At 72.7% G+C, this 17,219-nt stretch carries 16 protein-coding genes; 14 read left to right on the top strand and 2 right to left on the bottom strand.

Annotated features, from left to right (window positions below; genetic code table 11):
• Nucleotides 1–187: 187 nt before the first annotated feature.
• Nucleotides 188–1,006 carry a peptidylprolyl isomerase gene (locus ACFYMO_RS19090; protein ID WP_366772048.1) on the bottom strand — a complete coding sequence of 273 codons (819 nt, stop codon included), beginning with the start codon at nucleotides 1,004–1,006 and terminating at the stop codon, nucleotides 188–190.
• 214 nt (nucleotides 1,007–1,220) lie between these two features.
• Here ACFYMO_RS19090 and ACFYMO_RS19085 point away from each other — a divergent pair, with 214 nt between their 5' ends.
• From ACFYMO_RS19085 to ACFYMO_RS19070, 4 genes are all read left to right on the top strand, one after another.
• On the top strand, nucleotides 1,221–1,946 hold the full coding sequence (locus ACFYMO_RS19085) for an MBL fold metallo-hydrolase (RefSeq protein ID WP_366771995.1): 726 nt from the start codon (nucleotides 1,221–1,223) through the stop codon (nucleotides 1,944–1,946).
• A gap of 11 nt (nucleotides 1,947–1,957) precedes the next feature.
• Entirely contained in the window at nucleotides 1,958–3,220 is a 1,263-nt protein-coding gene (gene hisS, locus ACFYMO_RS19080) for a histidine--tRNA ligase (protein WP_388547581.1), read from the top strand.
• Nucleotides 3,221–3,287: 67 nt separating this feature from the next.
• Nucleotides 3,288–3,923: a vitamin K epoxide reductase family protein gene (locus ACFYMO_RS19075; protein WP_366771993.1), complete on the top strand. Its 636-nt coding sequence runs from the start codon at nucleotides 3,288–3,290 to the stop codon at nucleotides 3,921–3,923.
• A gap of 69 nt (nucleotides 3,924–3,992) precedes the next feature.
• Nucleotides 3,993–5,348 (top strand): replication-associated recombination protein A, encoded by a 1,356-nt coding sequence (locus ACFYMO_RS19070; RefSeq protein WP_388547578.1) that lies wholly within the window; start codon nucleotides 3,993–3,995, stop codon nucleotides 5,346–5,348.
• A 141-nt stretch (nucleotides 5,349–5,489) separates the two neighbouring features.
• Here ACFYMO_RS19070 and ACFYMO_RS19065 read toward each other — a convergent pair whose 3' ends face one another.
• Entirely contained in the window at nucleotides 5,490–6,293 is an 804-nt protein-coding gene (locus ACFYMO_RS19065; protein ID WP_388547575.1) for a DUF2470 domain-containing protein, read from the bottom strand.
• Nucleotides 6,294–6,348: 55 nt separating this feature from the next.
• Here ACFYMO_RS19065 and rpsD point away from each other — a divergent pair, with 55 nt between their 5' ends.
• The 10 genes from rpsD (at nucleotide 6,349) to aroB (ending at nucleotide 17,122) form a co-directional block, all read left to right on the top strand.
• A complete protein-coding gene (gene rpsD, locus ACFYMO_RS19060) occupies nucleotides 6,349–6,960 on the top strand; it encodes a 30S ribosomal protein S4 (protein WP_366771990.1) in 612 nt (203 codons plus the stop codon).
• A gap of 251 nt (nucleotides 6,961–7,211) precedes the next feature.
• Nucleotides 7,212–7,652 (top strand): DUF948 domain-containing protein, encoded by a 441-nt coding sequence (locus ACFYMO_RS19055; RefSeq protein WP_366771989.1) that lies wholly within the window; start codon nucleotides 7,212–7,214, stop codon nucleotides 7,650–7,652.
• Nucleotides 7,653–7,658: 6 nt separating this feature from the next.
• Nucleotides 7,659–8,069 (top strand): DUF6167 family protein, encoded by a 411-nt coding sequence (locus ACFYMO_RS19050; RefSeq protein WP_366771988.1) that lies wholly within the window; start codon nucleotides 7,659–7,661, stop codon nucleotides 8,067–8,069.
• Complete coding sequence (alaS, locus tag ACFYMO_RS19045) at nucleotides 8,069–10,744, top strand: alanine--tRNA ligase (protein ID WP_388547571.1); 2,676 nt, start codon at nucleotides 8,069–8,071, stop codon at nucleotides 10,742–10,744. The genes ACFYMO_RS19050 and alaS overlap by 1 nt, the downstream gene beginning before the upstream one ends.
• Nucleotides 10,744–11,247 carry a Holliday junction resolvase RuvX gene (gene ruvX, locus ACFYMO_RS19040; RefSeq protein ID WP_366771986.1) on the top strand — a complete coding sequence of 168 codons (504 nt, stop codon included), beginning with the start codon at nucleotides 10,744–10,746 and terminating at the stop codon, nucleotides 11,245–11,247. Before alaS ends, ruvX begins: the two co-directional genes overlap by 1 nt.
• A gap of 141 nt (nucleotides 11,248–11,388) precedes the next feature.
• The gene (gene mltG, locus ACFYMO_RS19035; RefSeq protein ID WP_388547568.1) at nucleotides 11,389–13,263 is read left to right on the top strand and encodes an endolytic transglycosylase MltG; all 1,875 of its coding nucleotides are present in this window, start codon (nucleotides 11,389–11,391) and stop codon (nucleotides 13,261–13,263) included.
• Nucleotides 13,263–14,135, top strand: a complete 873-nt coding sequence (locus ACFYMO_RS19030) for a shikimate dehydrogenase (RefSeq protein WP_388547565.1) — start codon at nucleotides 13,263–13,265, stop codon at nucleotides 14,133–14,135. Before mltG ends, ACFYMO_RS19030 begins: the two co-directional genes overlap by 1 nt.
• 175 nt (nucleotides 14,136–14,310) lie before the next feature.
• Complete coding sequence (aroC, locus tag ACFYMO_RS19025; RefSeq protein WP_366771983.1) at nucleotides 14,311–15,495, top strand: chorismate synthase; 1,185 nt, start codon at nucleotides 14,311–14,313, stop codon at nucleotides 15,493–15,495.
• A complete protein-coding gene (locus ACFYMO_RS19020; RefSeq protein WP_366771982.1) occupies nucleotides 15,492–16,025 on the top strand; it encodes a shikimate kinase in 534 nt (177 codons plus the stop codon). Before aroC ends, ACFYMO_RS19020 begins: the two co-directional genes overlap by 4 nt.
• On the top strand, nucleotides 16,022–17,122 hold the full coding sequence (gene aroB / locus ACFYMO_RS19015) for a 3-dehydroquinate synthase (RefSeq protein ID WP_366771981.1): 1,101 nt from the start codon (nucleotides 16,022–16,024) through the stop codon (nucleotides 17,120–17,122). The genes ACFYMO_RS19020 and aroB overlap by 4 nt, the downstream gene beginning before the upstream one ends.
• Nucleotides 17,123–17,219 lie beyond the last annotated feature (97 nt).

Below are 17,219 nucleotides of genomic sequence, written 5' to 3'. Positions count from 1 at the left end.
TCCTCCACAAGATGCCCGGAGGGACTGTGGCCCCCCGGCATCGTTCACGGTTCTCGTCACAGCCAACATAGGCGACCGGCGCCCGCGCTGTCCGCATCCGGCGAGCGGCGAATTGCCGGTCGGGAACGGTATCGCGCGGGCGGCGACCGGCCGCGAGCGCTCCGTCCGGCGGCAGGCCGGGGGAGCGTCAGGACTTGCGCACCGTGGCCTTGTCGATCACCACGGTGGCGTTCGGCCGACCGTCGCCCTGGGCCCGCATCGGGGTCAGCCCGGCCTTGGCGATCTTCTTCAGGACCTTCATGCCGGAGTCGGAGACCTTGCCGAACGGTGTGTACTTGGCCGGCAGCTCGCTGTCCTCGTAGACGAGGAAGAACTGGCTGCCGCCGGTGTCGGGGCCGCTGTTGGCCATCGCGACCGTGCCCGCGGGGTACTTCGCGCCCTTGAGGTTCTCGTCGGGCAGTTCGTAGCCGGGTCCGCCGCTGCCGGTGCCGGTCGGATCGCCGCACTGCAGCACGGACAGCTGCTGGGGCGGGCCGGTCATCCGGTGGCAGGCGGTGTGGTCGAGGAACTTCTCGCCCGCCAGGAAGGCGAAGGAGTTGACCGTGTGCGGGGCCTCGCCGGCGTCCATGGCGATGTCGATCTCGCCGCAGGTGGTGCTCAGCCGCATGGTGTAGGTCGCCGACTCGTCCACCTCCATGGCCGGCTCCTTCTTCCACTGCTTGCCGGTCGGCTTGCCCTTGGCCGGCTTGTCGCAGGGGTCCGGGGCCTTGCTGGTGGGCGGCGCCGAGGGCTGGTCGGCGGCGCTGTCGGACTCGTCCTTCTTCTTGTCGCCGTTCAGCCCGCCCGAGGCGGCGTAGGCTCCGCCCGCGGCCAGCACGATCACCAGGCCGAGGGCGATCGTGATGTTGCGTATGCGGGCCTTGCGGCGGGCCGCCTCCCGCCGCTTGAGCTGCCGCGCGTACTTCTCACGGGCGAGCTGCTTTCTGCGCTGCTCACTGCTGACCACGGTCTCGTCTCCTTCGAGGCGTCTGGCGAGGGCGTCTTCGAGGCGTCGCACCTGCGGGACCTCACGTACCGTATACGCCACCCTCACGGGTACGCGCCGCCCGCTACTGGTTGGCTCCGCGCACACCCGCGCCGGTAGGCTGGCAGCTCCTGACCGGCGAACGGCCTGCCCGGCCGCGTCGCCGCTCCCGCTGTCGGACGAATGAAGGACGATCGTGCTCGTTGCCGGGTTCCCCGCCGGGGCCTGGGGGACCAACTGCTACCTGGTCGCCCCCGCCGCCGGTGAGGAGTGCGTGATCATCGATCCGGGCCACCAGGCCGCGCAGGGCGTCGAGGAGGCCGTCGCCAAGCACCGGCTCAAGCCCGTCGCGGTGATCCTCACGCACGGCCACATCGACCATGTTGCGTCCGTCGTCCCGGTCTGCGGCGCGCACGGCGTCCCCGCCTGGATCCACCCGGACGACCGCTACATGATGAGCGACCCGGAGAAGGCGCTGGGGATGACGATCGGGCAGCCCCTGATGGGCGAGCTGACGGTCGGCGAGCCGGACGACGTGGCGGAGCTCTCCGACGGCGCGGTCCTGGACCTGGCGGGGCTGGAACTGGGCGTCGCGCACGCGCCCGGCCATACCAAGGGGTCGGTGACCTTCCGGATGCCCGAGCAGGCGGATGTCCCGCCGGTGCTGTTCTCGGGCGACCTGCTGTTCCCCGGCTCCATCGGACGCACCGATCTGCCCGGCGGCGACCCGGACGAGATCCTCCGCTCCCTGGCGCGCGTGTGCCTTCCGCTGGAGGACGAGACCGTGGTCCTGCCCGGGCACATGCACCAGACGACCATCGGCCGCGAGCGCGCCACCAACCCGTTCCTGCGACAGGTGGCGGAGCACGGCCCGGGAGGCGGCGGCAGCGACGCCGCGGCCGCCCCGCGACGAGGAATGTGACGAGAAGCCGCATGAGCACCTTCAAGGCCCCCAAGGGCACCTACGATCTCCTGCCGCCCGACTCCGCGAGGTATCTCGCCGTGCGCGAGGCCATCGCGGCGCCGCTGCGCCGGTCCGGCTACGGATACGTGGAGACGCCCGGGTTCGAGAGCGTCGAGCTGTTCGCACGCGGGATCGGCGAGTCCACCGACATCGTGACCAAGGAGATGTACACCCTCACCACCAAGGGCGGCGACGAACTGGCGCTGCGCCCCGAGGGCACCGCCTCGGTGCTGCGCGCCGCGCTGGAGGCCAACCTGCACCGGGCGGGCAACCTCCCGGTGAAGCTGTGGTATTCGGGCTCCTACTACCGCTACGAACGCCCGCAGAAGGGGCGCTACCGCCACTTCTCGCAGGTGGGAGCCGAAGCGGTGGGCACCGAGGACCCCACGCTCGACGCCGAGCTGATCGTCCTGGCCTGCGACGCATACCGCTCGCTGGGACTGACCGGCTTCCGGCTGCTCCTCAACTCGCTCGGCGACCGCACCTGCCGCCCCGTCTACCGCGCTGCGCTCCAGGACTTCCTGCGCGGTCTCGACCTGGACGAGGACACCCGCGCCCGGATCGACATCAACCCGCTGCGGGTGCTGGACGACAAGCGGGAGAGCGTCCGGCGGCAGCTGACCGGTGCGCCGATGATGCGCGACCACCTGTGCGCGGAGTGCAAGGCGTTCCACGAGGAGGTGCGTGCGCTGCTCACCGCGGCAGGCGTGCCCTTCGAGGACGATCCCCGGCTGGTGCGCGGGCTCGACTACTACACGCGTACCACTTTCGAGTTCGTTCACGACGGCCTCGGCGCGCAGTCGGCCATCGGCGGCGGCGGCCGGTACGACGGCCTCTCCGAGATGATCGGCGGCCCGGCGCTGCCGTCCGTCGGCTGGGCCCTGGGCGTGGACCGCACGGTCCTGGCGCTGGAGGCGGAAGGGGTCGAGCTCGAACTGGCCCCGGCCACCGAGCTGTTCGCCGTGCCGCTCGGCGACGAGGCCCGCCGTGCGCTCTTCCGGCTGGTCACCGAGCTGCGCCGGGAAGGCGTCGCGGCGGACCTGGCCTACGGCGGCAAGGGCATGAAGAACGCCATGAAATCGGCCGACCGCTCCGGGGCCCGGTTCGCGCTGCTGCTCGGGGACCGCGACCTCGCCGAGGGGGTGGCCCAGCTCAAGGACCTCGCCAGCGGCGAGCAGCAGGCCCTCCCGCTGGAGCGGGTGGTGGCCGAAGTGCGAGCCGAGCTGCGGTGACCGGCGGGCCGGTTGGGGCAGAATGTGCCCCAACCGGCCATGACCTGATGACGGGACGAGAACGGCTATGACGACGACGGCACCCCTCGACGAGGCGCACACGGGCGCGAACGCACCGAAGGGGGGTGCCGTCGGAGCGAGCAGGCCCTTCGCCTGGATGCTCATCGTCACCGCAGCCGCGGGGCTGCTCGCGGCCTGGGTGATCACGCTCGACAAGTTCGAACTCCTGGAGGACAAGGACTTCACACCGGCGTGCAGCATCAACCCGGTCGTCGCCTGCGGCAACATCATGCAGAGCGACCAGGCTTCGGCCTTCGGGGCGCCCAACCCGATGATCGGGCTGGTGGCCTACGGCATCGTCATCTGCGTCGGCGTCACCCTGCTCACCCGCGCCGCCTTCCCCCGCTGGTACTGGCTGACCTTCAACGCGGGCTGTCTGTTCGGCGTCGGCTTCGTGACCTGGCTCCAGTACCAGTCGCTGTACACCATCGGGAACCTGTGCCTGTGGTGCTGCCTGGCATGGGTCGCGACGATCATCATGTTCTGGTACGTGACCGCGCACAACGTCCGCAGCGGCTTCCTGCCGGCTCCCGCGGCGGTGCGCGGCTTCGCGGACGAGTTCCCGTGGGTGGTGCCGGTGCTGCACATCGGGGTGATCGGCATCCTGGTGCTGACCCGCTGGTGGGACTTCTGGACCGGCTGAGGCCGGAGCCGCCCGGCCGCGGCGGCCTGGGGGGCGCGACTGTCGGCGGGCTGACTTAGGGTTTCCGTCGTGGAGCCCGACCTATTCACCGCAGCAGCAGAGGACCGCCAGGCGAAGGACCCGTCGGCCAGCCCCCTCGCGGTCCGGATGCGCCCGCGCACCCTGGACGAGGTCGTGGGGCAGCAGCATCTGCTGCGCCCCGGATCTCCGTTGCGCCGCCTGGTGGGGGAGGTCGGCGGCGGCCCGGCCGGAACCTCCTCCGTGCTGCTGTGGGGGCCGCCGGGCACCGGGAAGACGACCCTGGCCTACGTGGTCAGCCAGGCCACCGACAAGCGGTTCGTGGAGCTGTCGGCGATCACCGCCGGGGTCAAGGAAGTACGCAGTGTCATCGACGGCGCGCGCCGCGCCTCCGGCGCCTACGGCAAGGACACCGTCCTCTTCCTCGACGAGATCCACCGCTTCAGCAAGGCCCAGCAGGACTCCCTGCTGCCCGCGGTGGAGAACCGCTGGGTGACCCTGATCGCGGCCACCACCGAGAACCCCTACTTCTCGGTGATCTCCCCGCTGCTGTCCCGCTCGCTGCTGCTGACGCTGGAGCCGCTGACCGACGAGGACATCCGCGGGCTGCTGCGCCGCGCCCTGGCCGAGGAGCGGGGCCTGGCGGCCCGGGTGACGCTCCCCGAGGACTCCGAGGCGCACCTGCTGCGGATCGCCGGGGGCGACGCCCGGCGGGCGCTGACGGCACTGGAGGCGGGCGCCGGCGCGGCGCTCGCCAAGGGCGAGTCCGCGATCTCGCTGGTCACGGTGGAGGAGGCGGTCGACCGGGCCGCGGTGAAGTACGACCGTGCCGGGGACCAGCACTACGACGTGGCCAGTGCGCTGATCAAGTCCATCCGGGGCTCCGACGTGGACGCCGCGCTGCACTACCTCGCGCGGATGATCGAGGCCGGTGAGGACCCCCGGTTCATCGCACGGCGCCTGATGATCTCCGCGAGCGAGGACATCGGGCTGGCGGATCCGACGGCACTGCAGACGGCGGTCGCCGCGGCGCAGGCCGTCGCCCTGATCGGCTTCCCCGAGGCGCGGATCACCCTCGGCCAGACCACGGTCGCGCTCGCCCTCGCACCCAAGTCGAACGCGGCCTACCTCGCGATCGACGCGGCGCTGGCGGACGTCCGCGCGGGGCTGGCCGGACCTGTTCCGGCGCATCTGCGGGACAGCCACTACCAGGGCTCGCAGCAGCTCGGCCACGGCGCGGGCTACCAGTACCCGCACGACCTGCCGGGCGGGATCGCGGCGCAGCAGTACGCACCCGACGCGGTGCACGGGCGGCGGTACTACGAACCCACCCGCTACGGCGCCGAGGCCCGCTACGCCGACATCGCCGAGCGGGTCCGCGCCCGGCTGCGCGGCGAGGAGGACTGAACCGCGGGCCGGGACGGCGCGTCACGGCCCGCGCGTCCGCCGGCCGCGCCTGGTCCGGATGTCTGCCGCGCCGTGACGGGCCCCGGCGCCGCGCGGCTCGCGGCGTCCGCCGGCCGCTCTCCGCCCCTGCGGGCGGGCCCGTCAGCCGCCCGCGGCGAACAGCCCGTGCAGCGCGCGGCGCAGCTCGGCCACCGTGCCGACCGGCTCGGCGAAGTCGAAGCGGGCGTCGGCGCAGGCTCCCTGCGCGCTCCAGCCCCGCACCCGCAGCCCGAACCGGTCGAGTGCCACCGGGACCGCCTGCTCCCACCCCTGGCAGGCGCACAGCCCGTGCACCTGCTCCCGGTGGGCGGCGGCCAGGTGCTGCAGCAGCTCCGCCTCGTGGCCGGCGAGCGGGTCGGGCGCGGCGGCGGCGAAGGCGTCGGGTTCCACGGACTCCGCGCCCCACAGGTCGTCGATCCAGCACTCGCCGACCTCCAGCCGCAGCATCCGCCGCGAGGTCCCCGCCACCGGAGCCGAGGGGGCCGCTTCGGCGAGCAGCCGGGCGCAGACCGCGCGGTCCTCGCCGCGTACCGGGGTGAGCCAGCCGGCGATCCAGGCGCGCCCCCGCACCCGGTGCGGCACGGAGACGGGTGCCACATCCGTGATCTCCATCACCGCGGTGAGGTCGTCGTCCTGCGCGTACGCGCTCATCCGGGCCTCCGGCGAGTCCGCAGCGACCAGCAGCAGGACGTCGCCCTCGGGGGTGACGGTGTGGGCCTGGGGGATGCCCGAGCCGGGTTCCCGCAGGTCGGGCTCGGCTCCGGGAATGGTCAGCAGGGCGGATACGCTGGATTGTGCGAGGGTTCGTACACGTTCGGCGGCGGTCGGCTGCCGGGCGTCTTCCACGGGACGCGGCTGTTCCCCCTCGGCGTCGGTGCCGGGCAGGGGGATCCCAGGTCGAAACATGCGTACTCCTCAGCTAAGGTAAGGCTCACCTAACTTACACGGAGGTTCGTTCAACGTGAACCAGTCGCGTCCCAAGGTCAAGAAGTCGCGTGCCCTGGGCGTCGCGCTGACCCCGAAGGCTGTCAAGTACTTCGAACAGCGCCCGTACCCGCCCGGGGAGCACGGCCGGGGCCGCAAGCAGAACAGTGACTACAAGGTCCGGCTGCTGGAGAAGCAGCGGCTGCGCGCCCAGTACGACATCAGCGAGAGCCAGATGCGCCGCGCCTACGAGCGCGCCCGCAAGACCGGGGTCAAGACGGGTGAGGCCCTGGTCATCGAGCTGGAGCGGCGGCTGGACGCGCTCGTGCTCCGCTCCGGCCTGGCCCGCACGATCTACCAGGCCCGGCAGATGGTGGTGCACGGCCACATCGCGGTCAACGACCGCAAGGTCGACAAGCCCTCCTTCCGCGTCCGTCCCGACGACGTGGTGATGGTCCGCGAGCGCAGCCGCGGCAAGCACCCCTTCCAGGTCGCCCGCGAGGGCGGCTACGCCGGCGAGGGCGAGACCCCGCGCTACCTCCAGGTCAACCTGCAGGCGCTCGCCTTCCGTCTGGACCGGGACCCCAACCGCAAGGAGATCCCGGTGATCTGCGACGAGCAGCTCGTGGTCGAGTACTACGCCCGCTGACCCTCCCGCTGCGGCCGGCTCCGCCAGCCCGCCTGCCCGACGCCGGTTCCTTCCGGTACGGGTACGGCGGGCTGCGGCGTTCCCGGGCGCTCCGCGGCGCGGACGCGCTGGTGCGGTGCGCCCGCGCCGCCCCGGAATGCGGTACGGACGCAGCGGTCCGGCGCGATAAGGTCGGTACCGCGTACGCCGCCGCGGTCGGCCACCCGGCGAGCGGCGGCCGACCCCCATGACCTCAAGGGAAGCGGTGCAGCGTGTCCGGTGGAGAAGTGGCCGGCCTCCTCGTGGCCGTCTTCTGGGCGATCCTGGTGTCGTTCCTCGCCGTCGTGCTGGTGAGGCTCGCGCAGACGCTCAGGGCGGCGACCAAGCTGGTGACAGGTGTGACGGAACAGGCGGTCCCCCTCCTGGGAGAGGCGTCGGCGACCGTCCGTTCCGCGCAGACCCAGCTCGACCGCGTCGACGCCATCGCGACGGACGTCCAGGAGGTCACCTCCAACGCCTCGGCCCTCAGCTCCACCGTCTCGACCACCTTCGGCGGCCCGCTCGTCAAGGTCGCCGCCTTCGGCTACGGCGTGCGCCGCGCACTGGGGCGCAAGGACGGACCGGAGCGGGAGCCGCGCGCGGGCCGCGGCGTGGTCGTCGGCCGCACCGTACCCGCCGCCCGCCGCGGCGGCCGCAAGCGTGGAAGGGGCTGAGCCCGGATGATCCGCCGAGCCTTCTGGTTCACCACCGGTGCCGCAGCCGGTGTCTGGGCCACCACCAAGGTCCAGCGCAAGATCCGCAGCCTCGCGCCGGACGCGCTGGCACTGCGCGCCGCCGACAAGGCCGTCGAAGGCGGCCAGCGGCTCAGGGAGTTCGCACTCGACGTGCGCGCGGGCATGGCCCAGCGGGAGGGCGAACTCAAGGACGCGCTCGGCCTGTCGGCACCCGAGGAGGACGACCGCAACCGGGAGCTCCCGGCCGGACCGTCCGCCCCGCTCCCGCGGCAGCAGGAGCGGACGGTGCTGCGCGGGCAGGCCGGGCCGCACGGCGGCGCGCTCCCCGCCCAACAGGACCACCAGGACCACCAGTCCACCCCCAAGCACCCGAACGACCGGAATGAGGACCACTGATGGAGTCGGCTGAAATCCGCCGCCGCTGGCTGCGCTTCTTCGAGGAGCGGGGGCACCATGTGGTGCCATCGGCGTCGCTGATCGCGGACGACCCGACGCTGCTGCTGGTCCCCGCCGGCATGGTGCCGTTCAAGCCGTACTTCCTGGGCGAGGTCACCCCGCCCTGGCAGCGGGCCACCAGCGTGCAGAAGTGCGTGCGGACGCCGGACATCGAAGAGGTCGGCAAGACCACCCGGCACGGCACCTTCTTCCAGATGTGCGGCAACTTCTCCTTCGGCGACTACTTCAAGGAGGGGGCCGCGAAGCTCGCCTGGGAGCTGCTGACCTCCTCGCCGGAGCAGGGCGGCTACGGGCTCGACCCCGAGCGGCTGTGGATCACCGTCTACGAGCAGGACGACGAGGCCGAGCGCATCTGGCGCGAGGTCGTCGGCGTGCCCCCCGAGCGCATCCAGCGCCTGGGGATGGAGGAGAACTACTGGTCCATGGGCGTACCCGGCCCGTGCGGGCCGTGCTCGGAGATCAACTACGACCGCGGCCCCGAGTTCGGCCCCGAGGGCGGCCCCGCCGTCAACGACGAGCGGTACGTCGAGCTGTGGAACCTCGTGTTCATGCAGTACGAGCGCGGCGAGGGCACCACCAAGACCGACTTCGAGATCCTCGGTGAGCTGCCCAGCAAGAACATCGACACCGGGCTCGGTCTGGAACGCCTGGCGATGGTCCTGCAGGGCGTGCACAACATGTACGAGATCGACACCTCGCGCGCCGTCATCGACAAGGCCACCGCACTGACCGGAGTCGCCTACGGCGCCGCCGAGGACACCGACGTGTCGCTGCGCGTGGTCTGCGACCACATCCGCACCTCCGTCATGCTCATCGGCGACGGGGTCACCCCCGGCAACGAGGGCCGCGGCTATGTGCTGCGCCGCATCATGCGCCGCGCCATCCGCAACATGCGCATCCTGGGCGCCACCGGCCCGGTCGTGGAGGACCTGATCGACGTCGTCATCACGACGATGGGTCAGCAGTACCCGGAGCTGATCACCGACCGGAAGCGCATCGAGGCCGTCGCGCTCGCCGAGGAGGCCGCCTTCCTCAAGACGCTGCGGGCCGGTACCAACATCCTCGACACCGCCGTCACCGAGACCCGGAAGGCGGGCAGCACCGTGCTGCCCGGCGACAAGGCCTTCCAGCTCCACGACACCTGGGGCTTCCCCATCGACCTCACCCTGGAGATGGCTGCCGAGCAGGGGCTGTCGGTGGACGAACAGGGCTTCCGCCGGCTGATGAAGGAGCAGCGGGAGCGCGCCAAGGCCGACGCCAGGGCGAAGAAGACCGGCCACGCCGACCTGTCGGCCTACCGCGAGATCGCCGACACCGCCGGCTCCACCGACTTCACCGGCTACGCGGGCACCTCCGGCGAGGCCACCGTCGTCGGCCTGCTGGTCGACGGCGTCTCCGCACCCGCCGCCGGCGAGGGCGACGAGGTCGAGGTCGTCCTGGACCGCACCCCGTTCTACGCCGAGGGCGGCGGCCAGCTCGCCGACACCGGCCGCATCCGGCTGGAGGGCGGCGCCGTCGTCCAGGTGCGCGACGTCCAGCAGCCGGTGCCCGGTGTCAGCGTGCACAAGGGCTCCGTCCAGGTCGGCGAGGTCACTGTCGGCTCGTCCGCCTACGCGGAGATCGACGGGGACCGGCGCCGCTCCATCGCCCGGGCGCACAGCGCCACCCACCTCACCCACCAGGCGCTGCGCGACGCGCTCGGTCCGACGGCCGCGCAGGCCGGTTCGGAGAACGCCCCGGGCCGGTTCCGCTTCGACTTCGGTTCGCCCGCCGCCGTACCCGGCACGGTGCTCACCGACGTCGAGCAGAAGATCAACGAGGTGCTGGCCCGCGAGCTGGACGTGCACGCCGAGTACATGGGCATCGACGACGCCAAGAAGCAGGGCGCGCTGGCCGAGTTCGGCGAGAAGTACGGGCAGACCGTGCGCGTGGTGACCATCGGCGACTTCTCCAAGGAGCTGTGCGGCGGCACGCACGTGCACAACACCGCGCAGCTCGGCCTGGTCAAGCTGCTGGGCGAGTCCTCCATCGGCTCGGGTGTGCGCCGCGTCGAGGCGCTGGTCGGGGTGGACGCCTACAAGTTCCTCGCCCGCGAGCACACCGTCGTCTCGCAGCTGACCGAGCTGCTGAAGGGCCGCTCCGAGGACCTGCCCGAGCGGGTCTCCGGGATGCTGGGCCGGCTGAAGGACGCCGAGAAGGAGATCGAGCGGTTCCGCGCCGAGAAGGTGCTGCAGGCCGCCGCGGGGATCGCCGGGGACGCCAAGGACGTGCGGGGCACCGCGCTGGCCGCGGCCCGGGTGCCGGACGGCACCACGGCCGACGACCTGCGCACCCTGGTGCTGGATGTCCGCCAGCGGCTCGGCAGCCGCCCTGGTGTGGTCGCGCTGTTCGCCGTCACGGGCGGGCGTCCGCTCACCGTCATCGCCACCAACGAGGCGGCCAGGGAGTCCGGGCTCCGCGCCGGTGACCTGGTGCGCGCGGCCGCCAGGACACTCGGTGGCGGTGGGGGCGGCAAGCCGGACGTCGCCCAGGGCGGCGGCCAGAACCCGGAGGCCGTGGACCAGGCCGTGGCCGCGGTCGAGCGGCTGGTCGCCGAGGCCGGGGGCAACGCCTGATGGTTCCCGGCGCCGTGCCGTCCGAGGAGGCCACGCCCTTCCGGCGCGGCCGGCGGCTCGCCGTGGATGTCGGGGACGCCAGGATCGGGGTCGCCTCCAGCGACCCCGACGGGGTCCTGGCCACCCCGGTGGAGACGGTGCCGGGGCGGGACGTCCCGGCCGCCCGGCGCCGGCTGGCGGCGCTGGTCGCGGAGTACGAGCCGTTGGAGGTCGTCGTCGGGCTGCCGCGTTCGCTGCACGGCGGCGAGGGTCCCGCGGCCGCCAAGGTCCGTGACTTCGCACAGGAGTTGGCGAAAAACATCACACCCGTTCCGGTCCGGCTCGTCGACGAACGGCTGTCGACGGTCACGGCCGCGCAGGGGATGCGGGCCTCCGGGGTCGGTGCCAAAAAGGGACGTTCACGTATCGACCAGGCGGCCGCCGTGGTGATCCTGCAGAGCGCGCTGGAGACCGAGCGGACCTCCGGTCGGCCTCCGGGGCAGTGCGTCGAAGTGGTTGTCTGATCGCTGTACGGTAACGTTCCGCGCGACACGGCAGCCGCCGCTGCACCCACCCGGCGCACCCCGGACGTGATTCGTCCGCAGCGGGGACCCGGGGCAGCTGCGGGGCGTCATGGCTGCCGCTCTCGCGTGGCAAGGGGATCGATGACTGAGTACGACCAGGGCCATGGCTCCCAACCGTGGCACCCTGACGACCCCCTCTACGGGGACCAGGAGTGGAACGCGGCCCAGCAGGCCGGGTACCAGGACGGCTGGCAGCAGGTTCCGCAGCAGGGGCAGTACTCCGGCCGGCCCGGGTCCCCGTACGCCGAGCAGCAGTACCCGCAGCAGTACGCCCCCGGCGGCTGGGACGGCACCGGTCAGCAGGTCCCCGCCGGCGGTCCCGGATACGACCCCGGCTACCCGGCGCCGCCGCACACCGGGCACTACGCGGACCCCTACGCCGCGGACGGATACGGCACCGGCGGTCACGCCACGGGCGAGTACGCCACCGGCGGGTATCAGCCCGGGTATCCGGCCGGGAGCCATCCGGCCGGTGCCCACCCCGAAGCGGGCCACGGCACGGGCGGATACCCTGCCGGTCCGCATCCGCAGTACCCGGGCGATCCGTACGCGACAGGTGGGTATCCCTCCGGCCCGTACCCCGGGGGCCACCACACCGGCGAGTACCCGACCGGCGAGTACCACACCGGCGAGTACCACACTGGCGAGTACCCGGCCGAACCGCAGACCGGCCACTACGGGGGGCAGGGCGGCTATCCGCCCGCTCCCGCCGACCCGCAGCAGCAGCCGGTGCCCCGGCCGCGGGAAGCGCCGGAACCGGACCCGGAGACGGGCTGGGACCCGGGCCCCGACCAGGGTGAGCACGCCTTCTTCGCGGACCGGGACGAGGACTACGACGAAGACGGCGACTTCGGGGACCACGACGAGCGTGGCGACCGGGGCCGCAGGGGCCGGGAGCGCGGTGGCAGGACCAAGGGCCGGCGTGGCTGCGGGCTGGTCATCGCCGTCGCCCTGGTGGCCGGGGTGGGGGTCGTCGGGTATGTCGGCCACGACTTCTACCAGAGCCACTTCGGTGCGGCGCCCGACTACTCGGGCAGCGGTTCCGGTGAGGTGATGGTCGACATCCCGGAGGGCGCCTCGCTCGCCGAGATGGGGCAGGTCCTCGAGAAGGAGGGCGTGGTCAAGAGCCCCGGTGCCTTCGTGGAAGCAGCCGACGGCAACGCCAAGGCGCAGAGCATCCAGGCCGGTACCTACACCCTCCGCAAGCGGATGTCCGGTGCGGAGGCCGTGGCGATGATGCTCGACCCGGCCAGCCAGAACGGCCTCATCGTCGTCGAGGGCTGGCGGGCCTCGAAGATCTACGCCGAGATCGACAAGAAGCTGGACGTGGCGAAGGGGACCACGAAGAAGGCTGCCGAGTCCGGCGACATCGGCCTGCCGGACTGGGCGGACGGCAAACCGGAAGGTTTCCTCTTCCCCTCCAAGTACAGCATCGGCAAGCAGAGCAAGCCGCGGGACGTGCTGCGCAAGATGGTCAAGCGGGCCGAGTCCGAGTACGCCAGGACCGGGCTGGAGGAGAAGGCCGAGAAGAGCGGCAAGACGCCGAAGGAGGTCCTCACCGTCGCCTCGCTCGTCCAGGCGGAGGCCCAGCAGGACCACGAGTTCGGCAAGGTCTCCCGCGTCATCCACAACCGTCTCGAGAAGGACATGCGGCTGGGCTTCGACTCCACCATCAACTACGCGATGGGGCGCTCGACCCTGAACACCTCGGTTGCCGACACCAAGTACCCCTCGCCGTACAACACCTACCTGCACAAGGGACTCCCGCCGGGCCCGATCGGCAATCCCGGGCACCAGGCGATCGAAGCGGCGCTGGAGCCGACCGAGGGCGACTGGCTGTACTTCGTCACGGTCAAGCCCGGCGACACCCGCTTCACCGACAGCGCGCGGGAACACCAGAAGAACGTCGAAGACTTCAACAGGGAACAGCGCAAGAAGAAGGAGGACGGGGGCTGATGCCGGCCACCACCGGGCAGGAGGCCAGGCGCGCAGCCGTCCTCGGATCACCGGTCGCCCACTCCCTCTCCCCGGTACTGCACCGGGCCGCCTACGCCGGGCTGGGCCTCGGCAACTGGACCTACGACCGGTACCGGGTGGACGAGCAGGGCATCGGCGACTTCCTCGCCGGCCTGGACGACCGTGCGGGCCGTTGGGCGGGGCTGTCCCTGACCATGCCGCTCAAGCGGGCCGTCATCCCGCTGCTCGACGGGATCAGCCCGACGGCCGCCTCCGTGGAAGCCGTCAACACCGTGCTCTTCACCGAGGACGGGCGCCGCACCGGGGACAACACCGACGTCCCGGGTATGGTCGCCGCGCTCGGGGAGCGGGGCATCCGCTCCGTGGAGAGCGCCACCGTGCTGGGCGCGGGCGCCACCGCGTCCTCGGCGCTGGCCGCCCTCGCGCAGATCTGCGCGGACCGGCGCGACGGCAGCGAGATCGGCGAGATCACCGTCTATGTGCGCAGCGCGGAGCGGGCCCGCGAGATGCGGGGCTGGGGGGAGCGGCTCGGCGTGACCGTTCGCACGGCCGACTGGGCACGGGCCGCCGAGGGGCTGGCGGCGCCCCTGGTCATCTCCACCACTCCCGCGGGCGCCACCGACGGACTCGCCGCCGCCGCGCCCGCCGCGGGCGGCACCCTCTTCGACGTCCTCTACGACCCGTGGCCGACCGCACTGGCCGCCGCCTGGCACGGCCCGGTACTGGGCGGTCTCGACCTGCTGGTGCACCAGGCCGTGCTCCAGGTGGAGCTGATGACCGGCCGGGGCCCCGCACCGCTCGCCGCCATGCGGGCGGCCGGCGAGGCGGAGCTGGCGGCCCGCGCGGGGTGACCCGGCGGCCGCCGGGCCGCCCGGCCGGTCGCCGTGGGCCGGAGGTGGCACGGGGAAGGCCGGCACTGCCCACATGGCGGGACGGCGCGGGCTTGGGGCGAGCGCCTCACCGGCGGCATGGGAGGATCGTGCGCAGGAACGTGGACGGGCCGCGAAGCGGCCGAGAGGAGCACCGTTGAGCAGGTTGCGCTGGCTGACCGCGGGGGAGTCGCACGGCCCCGCACTCGTGGCGACCCTGGAGGGGCTGCCCTCCGGTGTCCCGGTGACCACCGACATGGTCGCCGACGAGCTGGCCCGGCGCCGCCTGGGCTACGGCCGCGGCGCCCGGATGAAGTTCGAGCGGGACGAGGTCACCTTCCTCGGCGGCGTACGGCACGGACTCAGCCTCGGCTCCCCGGTCGCGGTCATGGTGGGGAACACCGAGTGGCCCAAGTGGCAGCAGGTGATGGCGGCCGATCCGGTCGACCCCGCGGAACTGGAGCAGTCGGCCCGCAACGCCCCCCTCACCCGGCCGCGGCCCGGCCACGCGGATCTGGCGGGCATGCAGAAGTACGGCTTCGACGAGGCCCGGCCGGTCCTGGAGCGCGCCTCGGCCCGCGAGACCGCGGCCCGTGTCGCGCTCGGCACGGTCGCGCGCTCGTATCTGCGGGAGACCACCGACGTCGAGATCGTCTCGCACGTGGTGGAACTGGGCGCGGCGCAGGCGCCGTACGGGACCGTCCCCGAGCCCGGTGACGTGGCCCGGCTGGACGCCGATCCGGTGCGCTGCCTGGACGCCGCGGCGAGCGAGGCGATGGTCGCGCAGATCGACCAGGCGCACAAGGACGGCGACACCCTCGGCGGCGTCGTCGAGGTCGTGGCGCACGGTGTACCCGTCGGCCTGGGCTCGCACGTGCACGGGGACCGGCGGCTGGACGCGCGGCTGGCCGGGGCGCTCATGGGGATCCAGGCCATCAAGGGCGTGGAGTTGGGCGACGGCTTCGCCCTGGCCCGGGTGCCCGGCTCCCGGGCGCACGACGAGATCGTCCCGGGCCCGGACGGCATCCGCCGCTCCTCCGGGCGCAGCGGCGGAACCGAGGGCGGTCTGTCCACCGGTGAGCTGCTGCGGGTCCGCGCCGCGATGAAGCCGATCGCGACCGTGCCGCGCGCCCTGGCCACCGTCGACGTGCGCACCGGCGAAGCCGACAAGGCGCACCACCAGCGGTCCGACGTGTGTGCCGTGCCCGCGGCGGGCATCGTGGCCGAGGCCATGGTGGCGCTGGTGCTGGCGGACGCGGTGGCCGAGAAGTTCGGCGGGGACAGCGTCACCGAGACCCGCCGCAACGTCCGTGGCTTCCTCGACAACCTGGAGATCCGGTGACCGGCCCCCTCGTCGTGCTCGTCGGCCCGATGGGGGTCGGCAAGTCGACCGTCGGCGCGCTCCTCGCCGAGCGGCTCGGTGTGACCTGCCGCGACACCGACCAGGACGTCGCGGAGCAGGCGGGCAAGTCCGTCTCGGACATCTTCCTGGAGGAGGGTGAGCCGCACTTCCGCGAGCTGGAGCGGGCGGCCGTGGCCGCCGCGCTGCGCGAGCACCGCGGAGTGCTCGCCCTCGGCGGCGGCGCCGTCCTCGCGGAGGAGACCAGGGCGCTGCTGGCCGGACGGCCGGTGGTCTTCCTGGAGATGGGACTGACCGAGGCCGTCAAGCGCGTCGGGCTGGACGCTCCGCGCCCCCTGCTCGTCATCAACCCGCGGCAGCAGTGGCGCAGGTTGATGGAGGAGCGCAGGCCGCTGTACACCGAGGTGGCCCGCGTCGTCGTCAGCACCGAGGACCGCACGCCCGACCAGGTCGCCGACGAGATCCTCACCGCCCTTCAGCCACCGTCCACCCAGCCGGAGAAGCAGCAATGACAACCCAGGACTCCGCCGTCACCCGGATCACCGTCGGCGGCACCGCGGGCACCGACCCCTACGAGGTGCTCGTGGGGCGGCAGCTGCTCGGCGAACTCCCCGGTCTGCTCGGCGCCGACGCGCGGCGGGTGGCCGTCCTGCACCCCGAGGCGCTGGCCTCGACCGGGGAGGCACTGCGCGAGGACCTGGCGGAACAGGGGTACGAGGCCATCGCCGTCCAGCTGCCCAACGCCGAGGAGTCCAAGACCGCGGAGGTCGCGGCCTACTGCTGGAAGGCGCTGGGCCAGACCGGATTCACCCGCACCGATGTGATCGTCGGCGTCGGCGGCGGGGCCACCACCGACGTGGCCGGTTTCGTCGCGGCCACCTGGCTGCGCGGGGTGCGCTGGGTGGCGGTGCCGACCACCGTGCTGGGCATGGTGGACGCCGCGGTGGGCGGCAAGACGGGTATCAACACCGCCGAGGGCAAGAACCTGGTGGGCGCCTTCCATCCGCCCGCCGGGGTGCTGTGCGACCTCGCAGCGCTGGAGTCGCTGGGGGTGCACGACTACGTCAGCGGCCTCGCGGAGATCATCAAGGCGGGTTTCATCGCCGACCCGGCCATCCTGGAGCTCATCGAGTCCGATCCGGCGGCCGCGCGGACTCCGCAGGGCCCGCACACCGCCGAGCTGATCGAACGCTCGATCAGGGTGAAGGCGGAGGTGGTCTCCGAGGACCTGAAGGAGTCGGGCCGCCGCGAGATCCTCAACTACGGGCACACGCTCGGCCATGCGATCGAGAAGAACGAGCGCTATGACTGGCGGCACGGTGCGGCCGTCTCGGTCGGCATGGTCTTCGCCGCCGAACTCGGCCGGATCGCCGGCCGCCTCGACGACGCGACGGCCGACCGGCACCGCGCGGTGCTGGAGTCGGTGGGGCTGCCCGTCAGCTACCGCGGCGACCAGTGGCCCAAGCTGCTGGACACCATGAAGGTCGACAAGAAGTCGCGCGGCGACCGGCTGCGCTTCATCGTGCTCGAAGGGCTGGCCAAGCCGGCCGTCCTGGAGAGCCCCGACCCCGCGATGCTGCTGGCCGCGCACGCCGAGATCGCCGCCTGACACTCCTGCCCGGGCTCCGGCCCCGCCCGGCGGGCGGGGCGGCCGGTCGCGCGGGAACCGGGGTGCTCGGCGCGCGCGTCGGGCACTCGGGAGCGGA

The sequence above is a fragment of the Streptomyces sp. NPDC007025 genome, from assembly GCF_042869455.1.
GTDB lineage: Bacteria > Actinomycetota > Actinomycetes > Streptomycetales > Streptomycetaceae > Streptomyces.
The sequence above is the reverse complement of the archived record's forward strand: the minus strand, read 5'-3'. Positions and strand labels throughout refer to the sequence as shown.